This window comes from uncultured Thalassospira sp., from assembly GCF_963976115.1.
Lineage (GTDB): Bacteria > Pseudomonadota > Alphaproteobacteria > Rhodospirillales > Thalassospiraceae > Thalassospira.
Genome location: NZ_CAXBJJ010000006.1, coordinates 156447 through 179727, shown reverse-complemented (window position 1 = coordinate 179727; position 23281 = coordinate 156447). Strand labels below are relative to the sequence as shown.

The window sequence follows — 23281 nt, the reverse complement described above, 5'->3', positions numbered from 1 at the left end:
ATGAAACGGACCATTCAGATATTGGTGCTGTTATTTATCGTCCAGGTCGGGTTCGCCATTGGTATTAATTTTTACCAGCCGCAAAACAGCGACAGCACTGGAAATGACAAACTTGTCGCTGCCAAAACCGATAACATCGACCATGTCACGATTGAGGATTCAGACGGTGCCAAGGTTGTGCTGGTGAAAACCGGCAAGGACTGGAAATTGCCCGATCAAAGCAATTTCCCGGCTGACAGCAATAAAGTTGACGGATTGATCAGTAAACTTTCGGGACTTCATGAAGGTTTGCCAATCGCAACATCCAGTGGCGCTGTAAAACGGTTTAAACTGGCCAAAGATGATTTTGAACGTCGCATTACCCTTGCCAAGGGGGATGCAACAAAGGCTGTGCTGTATTTTGGCACATCGCAGGGCACCCATCAAATTCATGCCCGCCGCGATGACCAGAACGAAGTCTATGCCGTAACCATGGGCAGTTATGACGCCCCGGCCAAGGCAGATGACTGGATCGACAGCACCGCTTTGCAAATATCGGCGGACGATATTGTGAAAATGGATGTCGATGGCTTGTCGCTGGTGGCAAACAAGGCACCTGTTGCCAAAACCACCGACGCAACAAGCGCTGACAAGGATGCGGCTTCGGCGGCGGCCAAACCGGCTGCCGGTGAAAATGCCGATATGGCAGACCAGGACAAAGCCGATACCAAAACGGTGTGGGAGATTGCCAATGCGGCCCCGGACCAGAAACTTCAGCCTGCTGCGGCCTCAATATTGGCGGCAATGGTGGCAAAGGTTCGGATTTCATCGGTACTGGGCACCGATGCCAAACCCGAATACGGCATGGATCAGCCGGTGTTGAAACTGTCCCTGACGATCAAGGGCAAGGATCAGCCGGTTGAGTATCTGATTGGCAAAGGCGATGGCAAGGACGGGGATTACACCCTGAAACTGTCCGCGCGGCCGGAATATTTCCGCATTGCGGGCTATACCGGCAAACAGTTGGTGCAACATGCCGATGCATCAGCCTTGCTGGTGGGCAAAAAGGCAGATGCCCCCGCTGCATCCGCGACACCGGCCGCGCCCGCAGGTGCCAAGGCCGTGAACTGAACCGACAGGCTTTTGTAAGTCTGATTAATTTGAACGACAAAGGCCCGGCATTTTATGTGCCGGGCCTTTGTTATTTAAATGATTTAAAACAGAAATATCGAATTTCGCTGTTACGATGCGGTACTGTTGTCGCTGGACCCGGATTCGGAATTGTCTGTATCTGGTATTGTTTTGATCGCAATATCGGCGGATGTGGTTTGATCGGGCAGGCTTTTTTCGGCTGTGGTGTCAATAATGGCGACCCGGTCGGCCAGAAACGCGCCGTATCCGGCATCCATCATTGCGGCAAGTTCAATATAGACACTAAACAACCGTGATAATGTGTCGGTTTCTTCGGGTTCGAGAATCGCCAGAAGCTCGGCACTGCGGGCTTGCCCGGTTTCAAAATGTTCCCATGCCTTTTCCAGCATGAAGGTGCCCATCACATTTAGGGCATCGTAATTTTGCTGGCCAATGGCATTGCGAATTTCGCCAATGCTGATGTCGGCGGCGAGCAGAATTTCGCCGGGAATGGTCACCAGCCGGTCGGGGCCTTTGATATCAATCGGCAGGTCGCGCAGGATGTGGATGACATAACAAAAAATCGCCATGTCGCGGGCATGATAGAGCGGCGATGCGGTTAAATTGGAAACATACCCGATTTCCTCGTCATAGCGGGCCGAGAGCAGATAAACGAAAATCGATGCCGGGGCGGCGGTGGCCCCTTCGCAATAGCCAATAAAATCGTCCCATTCATCGAGCGGGTCTTCGGCGACATCCTTGCGCAGCGCATCGGCCAGTTTAACCCACGGGTCCACCGATAAATCGCTTTCGCCCAACGTCAGGGTCAGCGCGTCATAGACCGGGCCGGGCAAGGGGCCAACATCGGGCCACGGGTTGTCGGCCATGACTTTGGCGGCTTCGATCTGGTCTTGCCAGCGGTCGATCATGTCAAAGGTGTCATCGCGCAGGTTATCGCGTTCGGCATCGGATTTTTCCAAAAATCCGTCATCAACGATATCGTCAATCACCCGCATAGAGGCATAAGCCGCCAGAAAGAACCGCTGTCGCGCACTGTTCAGGCGCATGGCGGCCCGATACAGATTGGCATTTTTGGCCGCAGCCAGTTCCTTGCAAGCGAGAAACGGATCTTGAGAAGAACCGGAAAAAGGCGAAGATGACACGGTCATTTATTTTCCAGGGCTTGCCGTCATTCTAAAACCAAAGGCAGGTATTTTGCCCGGCCTTTGCAGAGTGCATTAAAAATGCTGCTATGGGCAACATGCAACCTCGTTGCGGTACTGGCAAGAGATCACCCGCATCCGAACGCAATTTTCGCGAAAATTGATGATTTATGCCTTAAAATTGTAGCCGATAGCCCGCCGTAAGACCCAGCATGGCATCAAACCGGTCGTTCGAGCTTCCGCTGGAGGACGATGTCAACTCGCTGGTCAACCGGCCATGAATGCCGACCCATAAATCCTCGAACGGCATATAGGACAGGCTGGCGGCAAGCCCGGCGCTGTCTGATCCCTGCCCGGAGCCGAAGCCGACACTTGAAATGCCGGTGTCATTGCGCAGGGTTGGCGTGACGAGATAATCTTCGTTATCGCTTGATGATGATCCGATATGATGACCAAGCGATCCGTTAAGTTCGACGACCGGGCCAAAGGCAAAACCAACAGCACGATTTGGCGAATAGCCAATGCCAAACTGCGCGGCAAGGCCGTTATTTGCGGTTTGATTGCTATTTGCTTCAAACCACATCAATCCGGCCTGGTTGTTGTCATTCGGGTTGGATTTGCTGCCGGGCAGGGTCAGGACCACGCCGTGGCTGCGGCTGGGCGCACTGCTGAAATAGGTGTCAAAACCATTGCGTCCGGGGCCAGGTAAAATACCCTGCACCAGATAGCCTGATATTTGGCTGGATGTTTCCGTTGGCGCTGCTGCAACCGCCATGTCGGTTTCACTAACGGCCTGTTGCGCGCAAGCACCAAACGGAAAAGCGGCGCAGAGCATCGAAATGCCGCCGATCAGTCCCGTTTTTAGATATTGCTGCGTTTTCATCGCCGTTGTTCCCGTCTTGATCACGTCAGTACCGTCTGCAGCGTTCAATTTGTGACATCGATAAATCGACTGTCATGGATATGAACATTTGCAGGCACTGCAAAGGACGCCCTTGAAAGAAAAATTCTGCATCTTTGGACCGACGCGCAAGTGGCGACGGGATGCGGTTTTTTGTTTGCGTGTCAGGCTCGGCAATATGGTCATTTCGGCGCAAAAGGCTAGCTGACTTATTGCATGGCAACCATTCCCTGCCGGTTTTCCAGCTTTTTCAGGATGGTTCCAGTGTGCAGATCAAAGTGGTTTATGTGTGACCAGTCTAACTTTTTAAGAATATTTTAACAGAATTGACTTGGGCCTTCGTATTCAGATAGGGCGCATGACCGCAGTTTTCCAGAGAAAGCACCGCCATATCGGGTCTGGCATCCTGCATTTTTTTCACAATTGTTTCCGGTACCAGGTCAGATTGCGCGCCGCTAAACAATGTGACCGGGCAGGACAGGCGGTTAAACATATCCCAGCCGTCATAATCGTCGATCTGGTCGCGAAAAACCGCCATCACGCGCGGGTCGTAATGCATGGCATATTTGCCATTGGGCAGGCGACGAGTCGAATTCAGGGCCAGTTCGGCCCATTCGGCATCATTTTCCAGGCCGAACGGGGCATAAATGGTCCGCAAGATGGCATCTATCTCGGCGATGCTGGTAAATTCCGGCGTGCCACCGACATAGGATTTGATTCGGTCGACGGCATCCTGTGCCAGTTCGGGGCCGATATCGTTCAACAATATTCGGCTGATGCGTTTTGGTGCCACGTCGGCAACCACCAGGCCGACAATGCCGCCCATGGATGTGCCGATCCAACTGCACTGGTCGATATTGAAATGGTCCAGCATCTCCATCAGCTGGGCGGCGTAAAAGCCCGGTACATATTCCTGATCCGGGTTTTGCGCCCAGGCGGAATAACCCCGGCCCAGAATATCGGGACACAGGATAAAATAATCATCGGCCAACTGGCGGGCAACAATGTCAAAATCGGTCGATAGGCGGGCCAGGCCATGCACCATGATGATGGCAGGTTTACCCGGTGTGCCCCACTGGCGAATGCGGGTTTCGTATCCACACAGATTGACGAAAACATCACGCACCACCCGGCCCGGAGTCGGTGTTTGTGCATCTTGTGTCGCGACGATATCTGACATTTTAAAACCTGTGGTGATTGTTGCGGGCCGGTCGGCGCGATACGGCCCGTGCCCTGTTGCCGGTTGCGATAAACCGTCGTCACGAAAGGTGTTTCGGGGGCGATGGTGCTCTGGCAGCCGATGTTACCATCCGGGGTCGGCTATTTTGATCCGTGATCATGACAGTTGAAGCAGCCCGTGCCAATGGTCCACATGTCATAATTTCGTGACGGGTGCGATCCGGGCTTTTGTTTGTCAGGCGTTGCGGCGGGAAGGGGGCGGGCTTTTGTCTTCGTCAGTCATGGGCTGCTGCGAACTCAACCATTAAATGTTGCAGGTCGTCTATGGAGGGGAATTCGTCATAGCGATGGTGCGCCGGGGTCTGCACCCAGGGGAGTTTATTGTTTGTCATCGTTTCGATAAACGGCGTCGACCACTGGTTGTTTTCAAGCAGGGTGGGGCGGACATTAACGAATGCATCAAACCCGTCGATGCGGGTGAACATCCACGTCATGCAGTTGGGGCAAAAATAATGATGCTGTTGCGGTCCATGAAGCCCGCCAATCACCGGGTCGCCTTGGGTTACCCTAAAGGCATCGCCCGGGATCATGGCGGTCAACGAAAATGCGCTGCTGCTCATGCTTTGGCAGCCCGCACAATGGCAGGCGGCAGTCAGTAACGGAGGGGCACTGATTTCAAACCGAACCTGCCCGCAACGGCAACGCCCGGTAAGGGTGCTTTTTGTCAGTGTCATATCCTTGCCCTTTTGATTGGCGTTATTTTGCGTGGCGATGTTCATTTCCCGCATCGGCAGCGGGCATAATGATGCTGGTAACCAGGGTGTTCAGGCTTTGCTGGCAACAATGAACAGGCGGTTAAACGGAAACAGGGTAAGGCCATCGGGCCGGGCCGGATAAACCTGTTTTAGCCTGGTTTTGTAATGGTCGCAAAAGGCCGCCCGTGCGTCATCGTCGGGCAGGTTGGCCAGAACCGGACGCAGGGCGGTTGCAAAAACCCAGTTGAAAACCGGGTCTTCCCCGCGCAGAACATGACAATATTGGGTTTGCCATAAATCAACATTGTTACAATGGGGGACCAAAACATCGAAATAGTCGCCCGGCCGCATAATTTTAAGCTGGTCCTGTGCGGCTGAGACTTCTTTTTCCCATTTTTCTCCGGCTTCGGCGATCAACTGATGGCTGGGTGCCAGGAAATTGTTGGGGACCTGCAAGGCGATTAATCCGCCGGGTTTTACAAAGCTGCACAGGCGCGGCAACAGGTTCGCATGGCCGGGGACCCATTGCAGGGCAGCATTGGAAAACAGCAGGTCAACCGGGGTTTCGGGTGCCCAGGATGCAATGTCGCCTTGCTGCCAGATGACGCGGTCATCATGGGCGCGGGCCTTTTCCAGCATTTCGGCCGAATGATCGACGCCGGTAACCGCGGGTTTGTTGCCGTCGGCGGTAAAGGCATCAACCAAAAGCGAGGTAATGGTGCCAGGACCGCATCCCAGGTCAACAATATGTGCAGGATTAAACCCCTGGGCGGGTTTGGGCAGGCGGGCAATCAGGTCAATTGCCGGGCGGCGGCGTTCATCACCGAAAAGGCCATATTGAGTTGGGTCCCAATGTGTATTGGTCAAAATCCGGTCCTTTCGTCAGGACCCCGCCGGGCGTGCATCCGCTGGGGCTTAATGTGTTTTTTCGATTTCGTCGAAATGGCTGTTGATCAGCGAGAACATGAACAGGATGGCGCCAAAAAACATAATCAGCCCGACAAAATAGGAATATCCATCATGCGCGGCCGACGCATAAAACAGGCCTCCAAGGCCAACTACAACGGTCAATATACCGAATATCAGGCGATCCATACCCATTTTAAAGCCTTTCTAAACCAAGGGGTGTTGATGACACAGGAATTTAATCAAATGCGCGCTTTGTTCAAGCATTCAAATTTGCTTATGCCTGATCGTCGGCTTGTTTGATTTGATCTGGAACAGTTTTGAAGATTTCTACCAACTGCTGATAAACAGGGCGTTTAAACGGAACGATGATATCGGGCAGGGATAAAAAATCGTTCCAGCGCCAGGCATCAAATTCCGGGTGCGCGCCGTTAATAACAAAGTCTTCGTCCGTGCCAAGATAGCGCATGGCGAACCATTTTTGCATTTGCCCACGATATTTGCCGCCGAATGCCTTGCCGATCAAATGCGGGGGTAAATCATAGGTGAGCCATTCCGGGGTTTCGGCAATGATTTCGGCCTGGCCGGTGCCAATTTCTTCCATCAACTCGCGCAGGGCTGCCTGTTTGGGCGTTTCGTCGCCATCTATACCGCCCTGGGGAAGTTGCCATGCACCTTCAAAGCCGATACGATTGCCAATCCAGACATCGCCGCGCCCGTTAAACAAAGCAATACCAACACAAGGGCGATAGGGAAGGTTGGTATCCGAAGCATCGCTGCCCGACGATTGCCCGGCATCAAGGGGCAAGGGAAGGGTGCCTGCTTTGATCTTTCTGGATTTTTTCTTCTTGTTTGATTTGGGTTTTTTGTCAGGATCTTTGGACATGGCAGATCAATTACCCTCGATGGTTTGTTCGGTGGCGTCAGCGTTGTTTGGCGAAGCGTCGCCCTTATGCGCATTTTCAGTTGTCTCGTTCATGCGTTGGGTGGCGGCAGCTTCTTGAGGCGATTGCGGTTTGACCTGCTTGCTGGCAAGGGCAGAAACCGGTGCAAGTTTTACCCCCTGACGTTCCAGTCGTTGCGCCCAGTTACGCAACCGCTGAATTGTCACCGGGTAGGATTGGGCGAGGCCAATGGCAAAACCGTCGGTTTTTGCCTTGTTCACCAGTGCACTTAACTGGGCGTCAATTGCCTGGCGACTGGGGATGGTATCAATATTGAAATCAATGATGGCATTGGGTTCTTCTGCATTGGCGGCCAGTTGGGCGGCCAGGCTGACGGTCCCGGTATTGTTGCCATCAATATACATCAGTCCGGTTTTATCAAGAAAATCAATCACCGGGCGAATCGAACTGTCGAGATTGGCAAATTTTGACCCAAGATGCCCGACAACACCGACATATCCCGGGAAGCGCGCCAGCAACCATTCCAGCCGCACCAGATTTTCGCCTTCGGGCAGGGTGGTCATCAAGGCACGCGGCCCCGGGTCGGATAACGGGAAGTCATCGGGTTCCATCGGCAATTGCAAAAACACTTCGTGGCCCATTTGCCGGGCACGTGCCAGCGTTTTGGGCAGATCTTCGGCATAGGGCGACAGGGCCAGTGAAATATTGAGGGGTAAATCTTCGATGGCGTTGGCCGTGCGGTCGGTATTTAGCCCCAACCCGGTAACAATAACCGCGACATAGGGTTGTTCGGGTTCAAGCGTAAAGGGGCGGGCATAGGCCTGTGCCGGTGTTGTGCCATCATCGGCAATGCGGGGAACCCTGCCAAAGCTGCCTTCTTCATCCAGACCGGGAATAGGGGCCGGGCGCAGGGGATCGGCTTCTATCTTTTGCTCAAACCCGCCTTCTTCGGCCATGGCAGCCAGTTCCTCGGGCGAGAGGGAACCTGAAGATGCGGGTTCATTGCCCGTCGCACCTGATCCCTGACCGGTCAGTTTGGCAATTTCGGGTGGCAGGTCACCCAGTGCGTCGGGGGCGTTGTTGCCATTATCCGTTGCATTACGGCGGGCTTCTTCTTCGGCACGGTTTCGGGCCTCGATATCAAGCACACCCTTGGCGATTTCACTTTGAAGTTCGCGTTCTGTGCCGGGGATGGCCGCTGTTACCCTGGGGCTGCCCAGATGGATCAGCCGCCAACCCGTTTCGGGGTCGATAAGCGGAAGGGCGGCCAAATATGCAACGCCAAAAGGCAGCAGATATAGCACCAGCAGCAGAAGTTTGGACAGCCGCCAGCGCCGCGACGGCGGACGTGCCGGCAACAGGCGGTATTGTTCGGCAACAGGAAGTTCTGTAAACGGAACATCCTCCGCCACCGTGTCGGACAACATGGCGTCATCCGTATCGGTTGCAGAGGATTCCGTTTTGCGGCCTGGCCGCAGAAATTTGAACAGTTTACCGATCACTGCGGGTCAGTCTCTTCCTGTTCCCGTCACGATCTTTCAGCTTTTTGATCTGAAGCTGCCATAAAGCGAGATGCCCCGGATCATATCAAGTGCGCGGGCAAGCTGATAATCGTCTTCGGTTACTTTTTCGGCGTCCTGGCGGAGCTTGTCTGCCTGGGTTTCAGCATCGACAGTCGCTGAATCTTCGTTATGCAAGGCTCCGTTCAGGTCGGCTTCGGACCGGCGTTGGCCGGTTTCGATGGTTTCGACCTTCGACTGGGGAATAATGATATCGGGCACAATGCCGACTTCCTGAATCGAACGGCCAGACGGGGTGTAATAGCGTGCCGTGGTCAGCCGCAGGGCAACGTTACCGGGCATCGGCAAAATGGTCTGAACCGACCCTTTGCCAAAGCTGCGCGTGCCCATAATGATGGCGCGGCCATGATCCTGCAAGGCACCAGCGACAATTTCCGATGCCGATGCCGACCCGTCATTGATCAGAACAACAATTGGCAGGTTGTCGGCAAGGTCGCCTTCCTTGGCGGTATAGCGTTCGGTGTTTTGGGTATCACGCGGGCGGGTTGAAACAATTTCGCCTTCATTCAAAAACGCATCGGATACGTCAATTGCCTGATCAAGAAGCCCGCCGGGATTGTTGCGAAGGTCGATCACGAAACCTTTCAGTTTCGGTCCGATTTCCTTTTTCTGGTCTTCGATGGCGCGTTGCAGGCCGCTATAGGTTTGTTCGCTGAATTTGGTAATGCGAATATAGCCAACGTCGTTTTTAACCTGCGGGCGCACCGACTGGATCTTGATCACGGCACGGGTCAGCGTTACATCGAACGGGGCCTGTTCACCCTTGCGCACAATGGTCAGGCGGATGTCGGTATTGACCTTGCCACGCATCATATCGACCGCGTCGTTCAGGGGCAGGCCGCGCACCGATTTGCCATCAATATTGGTGATAAAGTCGCCCGGCTGTATTCCGGCCTTTTGGGCAGGGGTATCAAAAATCGGCGAAATGACTTTTACAAAGCCGTTTTCCTGTGTGACTTCGATGCCCAACCCGCCAAATTCACCGCGGGTATCGACCTGCATATCCTTGAAATTATCCATATTCAAATAGGATGAATGCGGGTCAAGCGATGCCAGCATGCCGTTGATGGCCGCCTCGATCAGTTTTTTATCGTCGACCGGTTCAACATATTTGGCTTTGACCTGTTCAAATACGTCACCAAACAGGTTTAGCAGCCGATAGGTTTCGGCTGACGATGTCGGGGTACTACCGGGGGCCGTGGATTGTGCAAAAACCGGCGCTACAAGGCCGAAATTAAGGCCCGCCGCCAGTGCAAATACTACCAATCGAGACGTTTTCATCCGCTTACCTTGCCGTTTTGTGATGCCAGCCAGGGAAGCGGATTGATCGCTTCGCCGTCATGGCGCATTTCGAGATACAATTTTGGCCTGTTTTCGCCCATGGTTCCAACAGGTTCACCCGCCAGTACATATTGTCCTACCACACTGTCCAGGTGATCAAAACCCGCAACAAGGCTATGGTATCCCTCGCCGTGTTCGATAATCAAGAGGCGGCCATACCCCCGGAAGGGGCCAGCGAACACCACTTTGCCATCAAAAGGTGACACAACCTGAGCTTCGGGGCGCGTTTCAATCTCTATTCCCTTGGCGTGCGCGCCGCCGGGAAGTCCACTTTGAACACTGCGTTCACCAAAAAGTGTTACAATTTTTCCTGCCGCGGGCATGCGTAAATGGCCACGGGCCCCGGTAATCGAGCTTGCGACCGCTACTTCTTGCGCCGCGTCGCTGTTTTGGATGCCGGTTTGCGCCGCCGGTTTGCCAACAGATGCGGTTTGGGTTGTGGTCAGCACATCGTCAATTTCGCTCTCAGGTGCGTCTTTGACCAATTCATAGTCCGGTTTTTCACGCGGGGAAGGCAAACCATCGGCGCGGTTTTTAATGCTGGAAAGAAGTTCGCCCAGCGTTTTGGCTTCCTGTGCCATTTTTTGCACAGCCCGGGCGGCTTCACGGGCTTCATCTTCGGTGTCCTGTCGCAACTGGCGTTTATCGTCAAGCAACCGCGACAGGCTTTCGCGTTCGTCGCGCAGTTTTGCGGTAACGTCGCCCAGCTCGCTGCGCCGGGTTTTAATCGTCGCGCGCAGGTCGGTAATCTCGCCCAGTTCGCGTTTTAAATCTTTGGCGTGTTGTTCAACACCGGGCAGGGCCGCCTTTAGCAAAATCGCAGATCGCAACGTGTCCTGCGGGCTGCGCGGCAGGGCGATCAGGGCTTCGGGCGGGGTGGTCGATAACCGTTCCAGCGCCATCAGGATGCGGGCATATTGCCCGGCTTTGTCTTCCAGCGCGGTGGTGGCGTCTTTTTCACGGTTTTCAAGATCGACCAGCTTGTCTTCAAGTTCGGTCAGTTCGCTTTCAAATTGCTGAACCCGACGGGCAACCGAAATTTCCTCGGATTGCAGGGCCTGTTCTTCGGTTAGCAATTCATGTGATTTGCGCGACAGGAATTCTTCCTGCTTTTTTTGTTGGGAAAGCTGGCTTTGCACGGCATCAAGGCGTGAGTCGACCTTGCGCAGCGATTGTGCGCCCAACGGAAAAAACGCTCCGGCACTGGCCACCATGACGGCGGCAAGTGCCGGAGCGATCAACCATTTGCCAATATCAGCTTGCCGGTGGCAGCGCAGCATCGGGTTTCAGACCTTCGATCAGCGATTTGCCGGTCATGTCCGCGGGTTGCGGTAATCCCAGCAATTGCAACAATGTCGGGGCGACGTCGGCCAGGCGGCCATCACGCAGGGTAACGCCCTTTGGCCCGTTGACCAGAATGGTCGGCACCGGGTTCAGCGTGTGGGCGGTGTGGGGTTCGCCGCTTTCGGGGTCAACCATGGTTTCGCAGTTGCCATGATCGGCGGTAATGAACATAACGCCCCCGACCTTGCGAACCGCAGCAACCACTTTGCCAACGCATTCATCAACGGCTTCGGCGGCTTTCATCGCTGCCGACAAAATGCCGCTATGCCCGACCATGTCGGGATTGGCGAAATTAACAATGATGGTGTCGTAGGTTTCGTCTTCAATGGCGCCAACCAGCCTGGCGCAAACTTCGGGGGCCGACATTTCGGGCTGCAAATCATAGGTCGCAACCTTGGGCGAGGGGACCAGAATGCGGTCTTCACCCGGATAAACCTGTTCTTCGCCGCCGTTAAAGAAAAACGAAACATGCGGGTATTTTTCGGTTTCGGCGATACGCAACTGTTTCATGCCCGCCTTGGAAACCACTTCGCCAAAGATGTTGGGCAGGGTTTTGGGCGGATAAATCGCATCCATATATGTGGCGTGGCTCGATGAATATTCGACCATCCCGGCCTGCACGGCAAATTTGACCGGCGTTTTACGATCAAAGCCGTCAAAATCAGGCGCACACAGCGCGGCTAGAATTTCTCGTGCCCGGTCAGCGCGGAAATTGGTCATCAGCAGGCCGTCGCCGTCTTTCATGCCGTCATAGTCGCCGATGATGGTGGGCAGAATAAATTCGTCGTTGGTATCGGCGTCATAGGCGTTGGCAATGGCGTCTTCAGCGGTGTTTGCCTTTTGGGCCTTGCTGTAATTTTTGCCCTCGACCATGGCGAAATAAGCCTGGCTGACCCGTTCCCAGCGATTATCGCGATCCATTGAATAATAGCGCCCGGTAAGGGTCGCAATTTCAATGTTGGCATCGCCCAGCAAGGCACGGAATTTTTTCAAAAACCCGGCGGCACTGCGCGGCGGGGTATCGCGGCCATCGGTATAGGCATGGATTTTGACGGCAATACCGGCATTGGCAATAATTTTGGCCAGGGCTGCCATATGCGCCTGGTGCGAATGAACCCCGCCTTCGGACAGAAGCCCGGCAATGTGGCAAACGCCGTTGCTTTTTTTCAGGCTGGCGATGATTTTTTTAACGGCATCGGTATCGGCAATGCTGCCGGTTTTGACGGCTTCGTCAATTTTGGGCAGTTCCTGCATCACAACGCGACCGGCACCCAAATTCATATGGCCGACTTCAGAATTGCCCATTTGCCCTTCGGGCAGGCCAACATCCAGGCCACAGGCCTTCATAAAGCCGGTTGGATTATGGGCATACAAATCGTCCCACACCGGCGTATTGGCCAGTGCAACGGCGTTGTTTTCGCTTTCTTTGCGATAGCCCCACCCATCCAGAATGCATAGCACTACCGGACGAGGGCGCTTTGCGGCGTTCGATACAGTCACTGTCATAACCCCACTTCTAGGATAAAAGGCTGAATTACCAGTAAACAAATTTGTAAATGGTGACACAGCCACAAGTCAAAACGGCGCCGGGCGCGGTGGGTGCCGCCATCTGACGCAAATTCTGTTGGTAACTTATCATGAAAGATGGCGCTGAACAGCCACCCTGCGCGAAATTTTCACGCTACCCTCAGCGCTTCTTTGACAAGGTTCCAGTCCGGCATGTACGATAAAACCCTTAAACGGTGATACCTCGTATACCGCAATGGGAGAGATCGGTCGGGCAACGTTCCGGGCGGCGCCGAAGGAGCAATTTGCCCTGGACACTCTCAGGCACAAGAACCGTTGCGGATTGAGGCTCTGGAGAGTGAAAGCCGGTTTTGCCGTCTTTCCACCGAAGGATGAAGTCGTGGTGGTTCTCCGCCCGACGCACAATCTCAGGTAAGGGCCACTTGGCCCCAAAGGACAGAGGGGGCTGGCACCGGTTCGTTGATGTCGCATAAAAACAACGCGATCTTGAGCCGAAGGAGGCCTATGCCTAGTTCATCCACGCAACGTCCCCAGGACGTTAATCTTTCTGTTGTTGATTTATATACCATTGGCATCGGACCATCGAGTTCGCATACCGTCGGCCCGATGCGGGCGGGGTACCGGTTTTGCCTTGAAATGGATGCCCGCCAATTGCTGCCGCAAACCGGCAGCGTCATTGTTGATCTTTACGGGTCGCTAGCCCTGACAGGCAAGGGGCACGCCACCGATACCGCCGTTTTAATGGGGTTGTGCGGGCAACGCCCCCGGACTGTCGACCCTGATACCATTGCGCCCACGATTGATGCCATCAAGCGCGATAGCAGCCTGATGCTGTTTGGTCAGCAAAAGGTAGATTTCAGTTTTGAAAATAATATTGTTTTTCATATGGATGAAAGCTTGCCGCAGCATCCCAATGGCATGCGGATTACCGCCTTTGACCGTCATGGCGTGCGATTGCATTGCCAGGAGTATTTTTCGGTTGGTGGTGGTTTTATCGTATCGGGCGATGATCGCGGGGCGGAATATTCGGGCGATAATATTACCCTGCCCCATCCCTTTTCTTCGGCCGATGAATTGATGGCGATTTGCAAGGCACATCATTTATCGATTGCTGAGGTGATGATGGAAAATGAAAAATCGTGGCGGGCGGCCGATGAAACCTATGAATTTGTCGATCGGGTTTATCAGGCGATGATGGATTGCATTGATCGCGGATGTGCCACGCCGGGCATATTGCCCGGTGGGCTTAAGGTGAAGCGCCGGGCCAACAAACTGTATCGCGAACTGGTCGATTGCCCCGAGGCCGGGTTAAAAGACCCGTTAACCGTTATTGACTGGGTTAATCTTTACGCCCTGGCGGTAAACGAAGAAAATGCCGCAGGCAGCAAGGTGGTCACCGCCCCCACCAACGGGGCGGCAGGCGTTATTCCGGCTGTTTTGCGCTATTATGAACGGTTTTGCCCCAATGTCACCCAGGCGAAAATTCGTGAATTTTTGTTAACCGCAGCGGCGATTGGCTCGATTTATAAAAAACGGGCCTCGATCTCGGCGGCCGAGGTGGGCTGTCAGGGGGAGGTCGGTGTGGCCTGTTCGATGGCGGCAGGGGCATTGTGTGCGGTGTTGGGCGGATCGCCCGAACAGGCGGAAAACGCTGCCGAAATCGGCATGGAGCATAATCTGGGCCTGACATGCGACCCGATTGGCGGGTTGGTGCAGGTGCCCTGTATCGAGCGCAATACCATGGGGGCGGTCAAGGCGATCAATGCGTCCCGGCTGGCCTTGCGCGGCGATGGTCAACATACCGTATCGCTGGACCGGGTGATCGAAACCATGCGCCAGACCGGTGCCGATATGCAAAGCAAATACAAGGAAACCAGCCAGGGCGGGCTGGCGGTCAATGTCAATGTGGTCGAGTGTTAAATTATTGCTCGGCGCACTGTGTCGTATCAAATAGCACGCCAAAATGACAAAAACGGGTCTTACGATACGGAAATGTGTTTTACACGCCTGTTTCGTCAGGCTTTGGTCGAAAAACAGTCTGATCCAGACCAAAAATAGTCCTGATAAGATCGAATATGGCGTTAATAGGTGCCTCAAAGGTCGAATAATGTCGGTTTTTGGGGTGGTTCGCGCTTTTTTGCGTTCATATAACCCCATTTCAGCCGAAATGTTGCCACCTGTTTCCGGCAGTGTTTTTAAACTTAAACTAAAATTAAACCGGAAAAATCCGGTCAATTGGTTGGGTTATATTGATGCGCAAAAAACTGTTCCGCATTTATGTGGCGGTCAGTCTGGATAGCTATGTCGCCCGCTCCAGCGGGGCGGTTGACTGGCTTGACGACTATGACCCGATGGAATTCAATTTCGAGACGTTTCTGGATCAGGTTGGCACCCTGATTATTGGGCGTCGAACCTTTGATCAGGTTATGTCTTATGGTGCGTGGCCCTATGGTGACCGGCGAACCGTTGTTCTGACATCATACCCGATTGAGGATGCACCGGAAAATACGGTGGCGTTTGGCGGCAGTTTGATGGAACTGGGCGATGCCCTGCGTAATGAGCGCATTGATAATGGCGATGTCTGGATCGTGGGAGGGGCCAGCGTGATCAATCAGTTTTTGATGGCCAGTCTGGTTGATAAAATTGATCTGTTTGTCATCCCCGTGATGCTGGGTGAAGGGATTTCTCTGTTTGGCAAGGACACCAGCCATTTAAAGCCGATGCCGATTGCAACCCATATATACCCGTCCGGTGTGGTGCGAATGGAATACAAATTGAAATAACGGGTGCTTTTTTGCCCGCTATCTTCTGCTCGAATTGGTGCCGATCGCTAAAAAATGAATGGCGATCGGCATTTTTATGTCGGGGTTTTATTTACTGCGGAGCAAAAGGGCGTCGCGCAATTTGTCGGAAAACTCGACCAGGGCCTGCGACGCTGTTTGCGTCCAGTCATTGTCGAGTACCATCTGCATGCCGTCGCTATAATGGTTTTCGATGGTCAGCCCATCTTTCAAGGCGGGCAGATCGCCATTCAGAATAACCTCGGTGCGGTTATGCAATGTTACCTGCCAAAAACCGGGCTGCATCCATGTCCAGAATTTTCTGATGTCGGCATTCACCGGAATGGCGGTTTGGGCATCGGGGTCGGTGCTGTTTGCATCAAACACGCGGTATCCGGCTCTGCGAAATCCCGTGGTGATGGCCTGTTTTATCTGGCTGGCAACGGTTTCACCTTCAGGCAACAAGACATCGCCCAATGCTTTGCCAAATCCACCGCGTTTGCGGGCATAGGCACGTTCAGTAATGCTGCGATCGCCAATTTTTGCATCTGAAAGCGACGGAATATCGGCAGATCGCGGTTTAACCTGAAATACGCGATTATCAACCACATCAACCAAACGAATGGACGTGCCGGTTTGCGGGTTGGGCGAGGACGAAGGCGCGTTAATATCGACAACGCTGCGGCCTACGGCGCAGGCCCCCAGAAACATTATGCAGCCAATGGTTGCTGCCAAACGAAGTTTTTGAAACAACACAAAATCCCCCTTGTGTTTTTAAACAGGCAACTTGTTTAGCTGTTGCTTATATGGCTTGCAAGTTTTTGGGGATAAAGTCTTTTATTTCGCCACCAAGGGATAGGTTTTTGCTACTCGCGATGGTAGGGGTGGTTGGTTTGAATGGCGTGGGCGCGAAAAAGCTGTTCAGCGATCAGGGCGCGGACCAGCATATGCGGCCATGTTGCCTTGCCCAATGACCATAATGTATTGGCGCGGGCCTTTATTACATCGCCATGGCCGTCGGCCCCGCCAATGGCAAAGGCAATATTGCCGCCATTCTGGTCGATCCAGCCTTCAAGTTTCCGGGCAAAATCAACAGATCCATATTCGCGACCATGTTCGTCCAGGGCGATCAGAAAGGCATTTTCGGGGATTGCGCCCAGCAAAAGCTCTGCTTCGCGGGCCTTAAGTTGGGCCGGGGGCAGCTTTTTCTTTTCCTCGACTTCGCGCAGCACAAAAGGCCAGCGAAGACGGGCGACATAATGGTCGAACAAATCCTTTTCCGGGCCTGCCTTGATGCGGCCTACAGCGGCAAGGGTAATTTGCATGCGGGGTCGCCCATTTGTTTTGTGGCAGGATCAGCAAAGGAAGATTGGCAAATTTGGGCGCAAAATAAGATACGCCCTGTTTGGAAGGGCTAGAAACACCAAAACCGGTTTGCCAAATCACAGAAGGCTGGTGGCCCGGCGAAATCCGCCGGGCGACAGCAAAATGTGCCGATCAGTACAGACGGGCAGCCTGTTGTTTCAGGGCCGGGTTTTCAACGCCCCACATCTGTTCGATGTTGTAAAAGGCGCGAACTTCGGGGCGGAACAAATGAATGATCACATCGCCCGCATCCACCAGAACCCAGTCACCCTGTTCGGTGCCTTCGGCCATTGCACGGCCCTGGCCTGAACTTTTCAGTTTTTCAACAATATGTTCACCCATCGAGGCGACCCGGCGCGAGCTGGAACCTGAAGCGATGATCATAAAATCAGCCATGGCTGTTTTGTCGGTCAGATTAATGGTGACAAGATCTTCGGCCTTGTCGTCCGTCAGCGTTTCCTGAATCAGAGCAAGCAACTCGCTCGGTGTCAGGCGTTGTTTTGCGGTAATTATTGTCGCCACCTTAATTTAGGGTGGATGTTCGCCGCCATTATGCGGAAATTAAAACACCCACAGGTCAAACCTGCCATCGGCCTTCGGCGCGAATCGCCGTAGAGGAAGCCGGATGGCGCCGTATCGGCAGGTAAACCCAAGCTGGCGTTTCCATGTCGGCCAGCAGACCTGCCTTTTCTGCGGCAATGCGCCAGCGTTCCATACGCTGTGCTGCGGTGCTACGCAATGCTTTATTAGAATAACCCTCGCGATCAAGAACCGCAATGGGCGCGCAATACATCAATTTTTCCCAGAACTTCCAGCGATCAAATTGTGCCAGATTGTCTGCGCCCATCAGCCATACAAATCGCGTTTGGGTAAAACGGCGTTGCAAGGCTGCAAGTGTGTCGGCGGTATAACTGGTGCCAAGCTGTGTTTCAATTGCAGAAACGACAATGCGGGGATGTGTTGCCATCATTTGCGCCGAATCAAAGCGTTCGGTCAGCCCCGCCATGCCCTGACGGGCCTTTAACGGGTTCTGCGGCGATACCAGCCACCATATTTCGTCAAGCTCAAGACGCTTTAACGCCTCAAGCGAAATGTGCAAATGCCCCTCATGGGCGGGGTTGAATGACCCGCCCAATAATCCGACTCGGGGCGGGGCATTATGACGGCGCGGAATGCGAACGCTCATCACGGGCGGGTTTGCCCGGTGCCACGCACCACATATTTATAACTGGTCAATTGTTCGACTCCAACCGGGCCACGGGCATGGAGCTTGCCGGTCGAAATACCAATTTCCGCCCCCATGCCAAATTCGCCACCATCGGCAAACTGGGTTGATGCGTTGACCATGACAATACCGCTATCCACCCCGTTTAAAAACGCCTCGGCAGCAGCGCTGTCTTCGGCCAGGATGGCATCGGTATGGTGCGATCCGTAATGATTGATGTGGTGAATGGCCTCTGTCACGCCATCAACTGTTTTAATCGATACAATCGCATCAAGATATTCGGTTGACCAGTCGGCTTCGGTTGCCGGTTTTATCCGGGCATCAATACCGCAGGCTGTGTCATCGCCGCGCATTTCACAGCCTGCTTTGGCAAGGGCATCGGCAAGGGCGGGTAACAGGGTGCTGATTATTGCGCGGTCGATCAACACGGTTTCGGTGGAGCCGCACACGCCCACCCGGCGCATTTTGGCATTCAGCACAATGTCGTTGATTTTGGCGGGGTCGGCACTGGCATGGATATAGGTGTGGCACAGTCCTTCGAGATGCTTGAACAGCGGAATGCGGCTTTCATCGGTAATGCGCTGGATCAGGGATTTGCCCCCGCGCGGCACAATCACGTCAATGTAATTTGACAGTTTCAGCATTTCGCCAACGGCGGCACGATCTGTGACCGGGATCATTTGAATGCTGCCCTCGGGCAGGCCTGCTGCAATCACACCCTGTTTCATGCAATCAAAAATCGCGCGGGATGAATTAAAGCTTTCAGACCCGCCGCGTAAAATGGCGGCATTACCCGATTTAAGGCACATCGCGGCGGCATCGGCGGTGACGTTGGGGCGGCTTTCATAAATGATGCCAATCACACCCAACGGCACGCAGACACGGGCAATATCAAGCCCGTTATGTTCCGGGGTCCAGCGGGCCATTTCCCGGCCAACCGGGTCGTTCTGCCTGGCAACGTCTTCAACCCCCTTTGCCATGGCTTCAACACGGGCAGGGGTTAGCTCAAGCCGGTCGAGCAAGGCGGCCGTCAGGCCTTTTTTGCGTCCGCCTGCCATGTCAATGGCATTGGCAGCCAGAATTTCATCGGCATTTTCGCGGATCAGGCGGGCGGCATGATTTAAAGCATCAATTTTTGGTTGTGACGGGACCTGGGCCAGAATCAGGGCGGCATCGCGCGCGGCAATGCCGATGCGAAGCATAAGGTGTGATATGTCCTGGTTTTCGGTGCTGGCAAGTGCCGTCATGGTCCTGTTTCCGTCTATGGGTGCTGCCTGTGTGCAAGCGGGTTGTCTTTAAATTGTGAAATCGTCAACAAATTAGCAACATAGTCCGCCCCGCATACAACTGCAATCACCTTGGTGCGGTTTCAGGCTGCGGTTTATTACGGATCTAAACCATGTCGGTTTTTTTGGTTTGGCGGCTTATTTTACTTACCTGACGGATGTCGGGTCTGATAGCGTGCAACTTCGGGTTTTCCGGTTGGGCTGACTGATCGGGAATAATAGGGAATATGGTGCGGCATATTAGTGCATATTTTGCCAAATCCATAACTGCCCCCGCAACTGTAGGTGCCGGTTGCCTCCTTGATGTCACTGGGATGATCCCGGGAAGACGGAATGGCAACAATTGGCACAAGTCAGGAGACCTGCCCGAATTTTTATCACTGACAGGGCCAGCCATGCTGCTCTGTCCATGCACGGTGGGTGCAAGAAAGGATTATAATATGCATATCGAACCTGGCGTTGTTGATGGCGCCAAAATCGCATTAAGCTATGCCACTGCAACCGGTGCCGTCGGGGTGGCGGCAAAAATGGCAATCGATACCGCACGCCGCGAAGGTGTGGGGTCGCTTTTGGTGCGCAGCATCATTACCACAGTGCTGGTTTTTTTCTTTTTCGAGGTGTTGCCCCATCACCCGGTCGGGGTGTCGGAAGTTCATCTGATTTTGGGATCGACCCTGTTTCTGATTTTCGGGGCGGCCCCGGCGGCCATCGGGCTGGTGCTGGGCCTGCTGGTGCAGGGCGTGTTTTTTGCCCCCTTCGATTTGCCGCAATATGGCATGAACCTGACGACCCTTTTGGTGCCGCTTTTTGCGATGGGCGTTCTGGCCGAAAAAGTAATTCCGCGCAAATGTGCCTATAAGGATGTGTCCTATTTGCAGGCACTGGCGCTTTCGACCTCGTATCAGGGCGGTATCGTGTGCTGGGTTGGGTTCTGGGCTTTTTACGGGCAGGGTTTTGGCGCGGAAAATGTGGCACATGTCGCCAGTTTTGGCGCGGCCTATATGACGGTTGTTCTGGTCGAACCGCTGATCGATCTGGCGGTATTGGCTGTTGCCAAAACGCTGTATCGGTTTCGCGATAGCGGGTTTTTTGGCCATCGTTTGTATCGCGCCGCGCCCTGACCGGGCCGGACTTTAAAAAGACGGGGCGTTTCCTGCCAGGGTGGGAAACGCCCTTTTTGTTTTGCACAATGAAGGACGGTGTTGCGCAATTGGCGACAGTGTGTTGCGCGCCGCGTGCTTGCCAAAACCGGTAATACGGGCCATTTGTGAGGGGTGGGTTTGGGAATATTGTTTATGGATGCCTGCGTCATTGCGGCAATACCCACGCCGGGGACGGGTTCAACAAGGACAAAGATGTGAAAAACACGGGTGCAAAAGAATCATCGGCCCGCGCCGATCTGGGTGTGATCAAAACCTTTCTGCCCTATTTATGGCCCAAGGGCGAAAAGGAACTGAAAATCCGCGTTGTGATCGCGCTTTTGTTCCTGCTGGGGGCCAAGGTCGCCAATGTGTATGTGCCGGTTTTATATAAATACGCTGTCGATGCACTGGGCGGGGGCAAGGAAGCAGCCACTGGCGATGTGGCGGCACTGGTAACGGTCCCGATCAGTCTGATTATCGGTTATGGCCTGGTCCGGGTGTTGTCATCGGCCTTTGGTGAAATTCGCGATGCGGTATTTGCCAAGGTTGCCCAGCGTGCCATTCGCAATGCGGCACTTGGCGTGTTTGAACATTTACATGCGTTATCGTTGCGGTTTCATCTCGATCGTCAGATGGGCGGGTTATCGCGCACCATTGAACGCGGGGTGAAGGGCATTGAATTTTTGCTGTCTTTCATGCTGTTCAATATCCTGCCGACCCTGCTTGAAATCGGGATGGTGTCGATCATTTTGTGGGTTCTGTATGATGTATGGTTCGCGCTGATCACGCTTGCAACCATTGTGATTTACATTGCCTTTACCCTGATCGTGACCGAATGGCGGATGAAATATCGCCGCGAAATGAACCTGCGCGACGACGAAGCCAATACCAAGGCGATTGACAGCCTGATCAATTATGAAACGGTGAAATACTTCAATAACGAGGTGCATGAAGCATCGCGCTATGACAATGCCTTGCGCGGATACGAGGTTGCTGCCGTCAAATCGCAGGAATCGTTGTCGAAACTGAATATTGGTCAGGGTGCGATCATTGCAGTTGGCCTGGTTTTGAACATGCTGCTGGCGGCAAATGGCGTTAAAAACGGCAATATGACCGTCGGCGATTTCGTGCTGGTCAATACCTATTTATTGCAGCTTTACATACCGTTGAACTTTTTGGGTTTTGTTTATCGCCAGATCAAACAGGCGCTGACCGATATGGAACGCATGTTTTCGTTGCTCGATGTCGGCAAGGAAGTGGAAGACACCCCCGATGCCCGTGAACTTGTGTGTCAGGAAGCGACGGTGCGGTTTGATGATGTGCATTTTGCCTATAATGAAGACCGCCAGATTCTGAAGGGTGTCAGCTTTGAAGTTCCCGCAGGTAAAACCGTTGCGGTGGTTGGCCCCAGCGGGGCCGGTAAATCGACGTTAACGCGCCTGTTATTCCGGTTCTATGATGTTTCAAGCGGGCGCATCACCATTGCCGGGCAAGATGTGCGCGATGTAACCCAGGGGTCCTTGCGCCGCTCCATCGGCATCGTGCCGCAAGATACCGTGCTGTTTAACGATACCATTGCCTATAACATTGCCTATGGCCGCCCCGGTGCCGGGCAGGACGAGATCGACACTGTTGCCAGCCTTGCCAGCATTCGTGATTTCATCAAAGGCTTGCCCGACGGGTTTAAAACCATGGTGGGCGAACGGGGGTTAAAACTTTCGGGTGGGGAAAAACAGCGTGTGTCGATTGCGCGGATGTTGCTGAAACGCCCGAAAATCATGATTTTTGACGAAGCCACATCCGCACTTGATACCCGGACGGAAAAAGATATTCAGCAAGCCCTTCGCGATGTGTCACGCGGGCATACAACGCTGATTATTGCGCACCGTTTGTCCACCGTGATTGATGCGGATGAAATTATTGTGCTGCGTGATGGCAAGGTGGCCGAACGTGGCCGCCATCAGGATTTGCTGGAACAAAAGGGCCTTTACGACGAAATGTGGGCGCAACAACAGGAAATTCGCCAGGCCGAGGAAATTTTAGCCCATGCCGGTGCCACAGATGGCGCACCGATGGCCAAATAGACAAGGCGGCAAATTATTGATCGGAACAAAGGGCGGGACTGCAACAGTGCGGTCCCGCTTTTTGGGGGGCGATTTGCATATACGACGACACATTGGTGCTGTTGTGGGCAGGGCAAAAACCAGATGAAACAAGATGGGCCATATTAAAGGAAAAATGCTTTAATGGCTGCATCGGGATAAACCGACCGTTATGTCGATTAGTCTGTGATAACCAAAAGCACCGGTGCGCCAACGGTAATTTCCGCCCCTTTGATCACCCGGCAGGTAACCCCGCCACGCCAATTCGGGCGCAGGGCATGTTCAAGCCCGGTTGCGGCTTCTTCCATCCGCTTGCACGGGTCGGTTTCGCCTGAAACCTCTAACACCAGGTCGCCAACGGCAAAACGGGTGCCGGTTTCGCGGGGCAGGGCGAAACCCGATACCAGCAAATTGGCGCGCCGCACCGTCCAGTCCAGATCAGGGCGGTTGATGTCGGCACAAGCCGCTTGCCAGTCTTCCAGTGCCAGAACGGTGACCTTGCGCTTTTTCAGTTTGCCGCGAAAATCGCCTTCCAGCCCCAGTTCGGTTGAAACGGAAACCCGATCCAGCGTTTCCATAGTGGCGCGCGGGGCTGCCTTGCGGGCAATGCCGCAAAGCTGGCCGGGGGCGGTGCTGGTTTTTGTGCCGGTATGGGTCAATGTCATGGGTT

At 53.9% G+C, this 23281-nt stretch carries 22 protein-coding genes and 2 riboswitches; of the genes, 6 read left to right on the top strand and 16 right to left on the bottom strand.

Going from position 1 to position 23281, the window contains the following annotated elements:
* Window positions 1–1110, top strand: a complete 1110-nt coding sequence (locus AAC086_RS09325; RefSeq protein WP_339778075.1) for a DUF4340 domain-containing protein — start codon at window positions 1–3, stop codon at window positions 1108–1110.
* A 110-nt stretch (window positions 1111–1220) separates the two neighbouring features.
* On the opposite strand, the gene AAC086_RS09320 is transcribed toward AAC086_RS09325, so the two are convergent.
* From AAC086_RS09320 to AAC086_RS09300, 5 genes are all read right to left on the bottom strand, one after another.
* Window positions 1221–2279: a squalene/phytoene synthase family protein gene (locus AAC086_RS09320; protein WP_339778072.1), complete on the bottom strand. Its 1059-nt coding sequence runs from the start codon at window positions 2277–2279 to the stop codon at window positions 1221–1223.
* A gap of 169 nt (window positions 2280–2448) precedes the next feature.
* The gene (locus AAC086_RS09315; protein ID WP_339778070.1) at window positions 2449–3156 is read right to left on the bottom strand and encodes a hypothetical protein; all 708 of its coding nucleotides are present in this window, start codon (window positions 3154–3156) and stop codon (window positions 2449–2451) included.
* Between the two features lie 316 nt (window positions 3157–3472).
* Window positions 3473–4354 carry an alpha/beta hydrolase gene (locus AAC086_RS09310; protein WP_339778068.1) on the bottom strand — a complete coding sequence of 294 codons (882 nt, stop codon included), beginning with the start codon at window positions 4352–4354 and terminating at the stop codon, window positions 3473–3475.
* Between the two features lie 274 nt (window positions 4355–4628).
* A complete protein-coding gene (locus AAC086_RS09305; protein WP_339778065.1) occupies window positions 4629–5087 on the bottom strand; it encodes a GFA family protein in 459 nt (152 codons plus the stop codon).
* A 90-nt stretch (window positions 5088–5177) separates the two neighbouring features.
* Entirely contained in the window at window positions 5178–5975 is a 798-nt protein-coding gene (locus AAC086_RS09300) for a methyltransferase domain-containing protein (protein ID WP_339778063.1), read from the bottom strand.
* A 75-nt stretch (window positions 5976–6050) separates the two neighbouring features.
* Here AAC086_RS09300 and AAC086_RS09295 point away from each other — a divergent pair, with 75 nt between their 5' ends.
* Window positions 6051–6317 carry a hypothetical protein gene (locus AAC086_RS09295; RefSeq protein WP_339778061.1) on the top strand — a complete coding sequence of 89 codons (267 nt, stop codon included), beginning with the start codon at window positions 6051–6053 and terminating at the stop codon, window positions 6315–6317.
* Here the strand turns inward: AAC086_RS09295 and AAC086_RS09290 are convergent.
* The 5 genes from AAC086_RS09290 to gpmI all read right to left on the bottom strand — a co-directional run bounded on the left by AAC086_RS09290 (window position 6292) and on the right by gpmI (window position 12690).
* Window positions 6292–6900 (bottom strand): RNA pyrophosphohydrolase, encoded by a 609-nt coding sequence (locus AAC086_RS09290; RefSeq protein WP_339778058.1) that lies wholly within the window; start codon window positions 6898–6900, stop codon window positions 6292–6294. The two genes, AAC086_RS09295 and AAC086_RS09290, sit on opposite strands and share 26 nt — an antisense overlap.
* 6 nt (window positions 6901–6906) lie before the next feature.
* A complete protein-coding gene (locus tag AAC086_RS09285; RefSeq protein WP_339778056.1) occupies window positions 6907–8346 on the bottom strand; it encodes a divergent polysaccharide deacetylase family protein in 1440 nt (479 codons plus the stop codon).
* A gap of 111 nt (window positions 8347–8457) precedes the next feature.
* The gene (locus AAC086_RS09280) at window positions 8458–9780 is read right to left on the bottom strand and encodes a S41 family peptidase (protein ID WP_339778054.1); all 1323 of its coding nucleotides are present in this window, start codon (window positions 9778–9780) and stop codon (window positions 8458–8460) included.
* Window positions 9777–11120 (bottom strand): peptidoglycan DD-metalloendopeptidase family protein, encoded by a 1344-nt coding sequence (locus tag AAC086_RS09275; protein ID WP_339778052.1) that lies wholly within the window; start codon window positions 11118–11120, stop codon window positions 9777–9779. The genes AAC086_RS09280 and AAC086_RS09275 overlap by 4 nt, the downstream gene beginning before the upstream one ends.
* Window positions 11095–12690: a 2,3-bisphosphoglycerate-independent phosphoglycerate mutase gene (gpmI, locus tag AAC086_RS09270; RefSeq protein WP_339778049.1), complete on the bottom strand. Its 1596-nt coding sequence runs from the start codon at window positions 12688–12690 to the stop codon at window positions 11095–11097. The genes AAC086_RS09275 and gpmI overlap by 26 nt, the downstream gene beginning before the upstream one ends.
* Window positions 12691–12937: 247 nt before the next feature.
* A riboswitch (glycine riboswitch) is annotated at window positions 12938–13036 on the top strand.
* Between the two features lie 179 nt (window positions 13037–13215).
* Here gpmI and AAC086_RS09265 point away from each other — a divergent pair.
* Window positions 13216–14631 (top strand): L-serine ammonia-lyase, encoded by a 1416-nt coding sequence (locus AAC086_RS09265; protein ID WP_339778046.1) that lies wholly within the window; start codon window positions 13216–13218, stop codon window positions 14629–14631.
* 332 nt (window positions 14632–14963) lie between these two features.
* Window positions 14964–15494: a dihydrofolate reductase family protein gene (locus AAC086_RS09260; protein WP_339778044.1), complete on the top strand. Its 531-nt coding sequence runs from the start codon at window positions 14964–14966 to the stop codon at window positions 15492–15494.
* Window positions 15495–15581: 87 nt separating this feature from the next.
* Here the strand turns inward: AAC086_RS09260 and AAC086_RS09255 are convergent, their stop codons facing one another.
* The 5 genes from AAC086_RS09255 to AAC086_RS09235 all read right to left on the bottom strand — a co-directional run bounded on the left by AAC086_RS09255 (window position 15582) and on the right by AAC086_RS09235 (window position 19328).
* On the bottom strand, window positions 15582–16244 hold the full coding sequence (locus tag AAC086_RS09255; protein ID WP_339778042.1) for a hypothetical protein: 663 nt from the start codon (window positions 16242–16244) through the stop codon (window positions 15582–15584).
* Window positions 16245–16357: 113 nt separating this feature from the next.
* Window positions 16358–16816, bottom strand: coding sequence for a 23S rRNA (pseudouridine(1915)-N(3))-methyltransferase RlmH (gene rlmH, locus AAC086_RS09250; RefSeq protein WP_339778039.1), 459 nt, complete (start codon window positions 16814–16816; stop codon window positions 16358–16360).
* Between the two features lie 172 nt (window positions 16817–16988).
* A complete protein-coding gene (gene rsfS, locus AAC086_RS09245; RefSeq protein ID WP_339778036.1) occupies window positions 16989–17378 on the bottom strand; it encodes a ribosome silencing factor in 390 nt (129 codons plus the stop codon).
* A 55-nt stretch (window positions 17379–17433) separates the two neighbouring features.
* The gene (locus AAC086_RS09240; RefSeq protein ID WP_339778033.1) at window positions 17434–18042 is read right to left on the bottom strand and encodes a nicotinate-nucleotide adenylyltransferase; all 609 of its coding nucleotides are present in this window, start codon (window positions 18040–18042) and stop codon (window positions 17434–17436) included.
* Window positions 18042–19328: a glutamate-5-semialdehyde dehydrogenase gene (locus AAC086_RS09235; protein ID WP_339778030.1), complete on the bottom strand. Its 1287-nt coding sequence runs from the start codon at window positions 19326–19328 to the stop codon at window positions 18042–18044. Before AAC086_RS09235 ends, AAC086_RS09240 begins: the two co-directional genes overlap by 1 nt.
* Window positions 19329–19535: 207 nt before the next feature.
* Window positions 19536–19752: riboswitch (cobalamin riboswitch) on the top strand.
* 55 nt (window positions 19753–19807) lie between these two features.
* On the opposite strand from AAC086_RS09235, the gene AAC086_RS09230 reads away from it, so the two are divergent.
* Both AAC086_RS09230 and AAC086_RS09225 read left to right on the top strand, forming a co-directional pair.
* A complete protein-coding gene (locus AAC086_RS09230) occupies window positions 19808–20488 on the top strand; it encodes an energy-coupling factor ABC transporter permease (protein WP_339778027.1) in 681 nt (226 codons plus the stop codon).
* Window positions 20489–20724: 236 nt separating this feature from the next.
* The gene (locus AAC086_RS09225; RefSeq protein WP_339778026.1) at window positions 20725–22593 is read left to right on the top strand and encodes an ABC transporter ATP-binding protein/permease; all 1869 of its coding nucleotides are present in this window, start codon (window positions 20725–20727) and stop codon (window positions 22591–22593) included.
* A gap of 197 nt (window positions 22594–22790) precedes the next feature.
* On the opposite strand, the gene AAC086_RS09220 is transcribed toward AAC086_RS09225, so the two are convergent.
* Window positions 22791–23276 (bottom strand): MOSC domain-containing protein, encoded by a 486-nt coding sequence (locus AAC086_RS09220; RefSeq protein WP_339778023.1) that lies wholly within the window; start codon window positions 23274–23276, stop codon window positions 22791–22793.
* Between the last annotated feature and the right edge of the window lie 5 nt (window positions 23277–23281).